We start from the raw sequence: 1,770 nt of genomic DNA on the forward strand, positions 1-1,770 counted from the left end.
GCATCCATTGCGGATCTAAATTCACTGATTTTTCAGGGAACCATCGACGAGGCACAGGCCGGAAAACTAAAGGAAGGCATGGAAATGAATGTGGTCATCGGTGCCCTGCAGAACAAAACATTTCCCGGACGCGTTACCATGATTGCGCCAAAAGGTAAAGATGAAAACGGAACGATTAAGTTCCCAATCGAAGGCGATGTTTTCAATAAAACCAACGAATACATCAGAGCCGGTTTTTCTGCCAACGGCGAAATTATCCTCAGTTCGCAGAAAAATGCGCTGCTCCTGGATGAAGCTTTAATTCAGTACGAAAAAGTGAACGGTAACGACAGTCCTTTTGTGGAAGTAAAACAGCCCGATGGGAAATTCAAGAAAGTTAAAGTTAAACTCGGTGCAAGCGACGGAATCAATGTTCAGATTTTATCTGGGCTTACCAAAGATTCTGAAGTGAAAGTATGGAATCCTTCCGACAAAGATAAAGAAGCACTGAAAGCGCAAAAAGAAAAATAAAATCTAAAAACCAGTATTAAATCCCGGAATTTTTCGGGATTTTTTTATTGGATTTTTTCAGAAGAACGGCAATATTCAGAAAAAGAAGAAGCAAATCAAGGGTAATCCAGATTGCTGTTTTCATGTTTTCTAGTTTCAGAATTTCGATCTGTTTTCCTGCGATTTCCGAGAGTTTCTGGCTTTGGTTAATGTAATTCTGGATTTCAATAATCTGGTCTTCATTTTTGTTCGGAACCGCATGCTGGGAGAAATATACCATGTTTTTTTTACCCATAAATCCGGCGATCCAAAATTCATCAGAATTGGTCATGTCCAGATATTCGATTCTGTAGTAATTGCTTCGGATATTGCCCACGTGCCCGGTTTCATAAACCTTAGGAGCATCTTTTTCACTGTTGATTTTTATCAGATAAAAATCCAGCGGAAATGGCAGTTTGTTAATCATCTGCACGGTTAAAGCATCTGCACGAAATGTAGAGAGGCTTTTTTTGACAAAATAATAAGTAAAAATACCGATGCCCGCTACCACAACAAAAATCCGGAATGCCTTGGTCCCCGTTTTAAAACTTCCGGTCCTAAAAACCGACAGCATTAAACCGGCACAAAGTGCAATAAACAAAAGAAAAAACACGTAAAACATTTGGTAAAGATAAAGAAAAATTGACGCAGTTGATTCGGTGTGGAAGAACAGGTTTTTGTTTAAATTATTTCAGATCCTAATTTATTATTCCATGTAAACCTTTACCCATTCCACTCTTTGTAAAATTCATCAAGGAATTGCAGCATGAAATTATGTCGCTCTTCACCGATTTCTTTTCCCTTTTGGGTATTCATTAAATCTTTCAGCAAGAGCAGTTTTTCGTGAAAATGATTGATTGTGGTTCCCTCATTTCTTTTGTATTCTTCCTTCGACATGTCCAATTTTGGAGGAATTTCAGGATGATACATCAAATTATTTTTGAAACCCCCGAAATTGAAAGTCCGAGCAATCCCAATCGCACCGATGGCGTCGAGGCGGTCTGCATCCTGTACAATTTTCAATTCCAAAGGTAAATTTTCGGTAACTTCGCCTCTGTTTTTAAAGGAAATATTTTTGATGATGAATAAAACCTGGTCGATAATTTCTTCGGAAACGTTTTCCTTTTCAAGAAATTCACGTGAAATTTTCAGGGCTAATGTTTCGTCGCCACCGTGGAATTTGGGATCTGCAATATCATGAAGCAAGGCAGAAAGTTCTACAATTTCGAGGTTACAGGTTTC

3 protein-coding genes are annotated in these 1,770 nt (G+C 38.5%); 1 reads left to right on the plus strand and 2 read right to left on the minus strand.

What is annotated here, in order from left to right; genetic code table 11:
* On the plus strand, positions 1 to 510 hold a 510-nt coding region (locus V5N63_RS11770), incomplete at its 5' end, for an efflux RND transporter periplasmic adaptor subunit (protein ID WP_332034094.1).
* 16 nt (positions 511 to 526) lie between these two features.
* Here the strand turns inward: V5N63_RS11770 and V5N63_RS11775 are convergent.
* Positions 527 to 1,150 (minus strand): hypothetical protein, encoded by a 624-nt coding sequence (locus tag V5N63_RS11775; RefSeq protein WP_332034095.1) that lies wholly within the window; start codon positions 1,148 to 1,150, stop codon positions 527 to 529.
* Between the two features lie 101 nt (positions 1,151 to 1,251).
* A partial coding sequence (locus tag V5N63_RS11780) for an HD domain-containing protein (protein ID WP_332034096.1) occupies positions 1,252 to 1,770 on the minus strand: 519 nt, incomplete at its 5' end.

Source organism: Kaistella sp., assembly GCF_032060305.1.
GTDB classification, from domain to species: Bacteria; Bacteroidota; Bacteroidia; order Flavobacteriales; family Weeksellaceae; genus Kaistella; species Kaistella yananensis.

Coding starts and splice junctions, on each gene's coding strand:
- V5N63_RS11775 (WP_332034095.1), bottom strand. CDS start 1,150: ATGTTTTACGTGTTTTTTCTTTTGTTTATTGCACTTTGTGCCGGTTTA.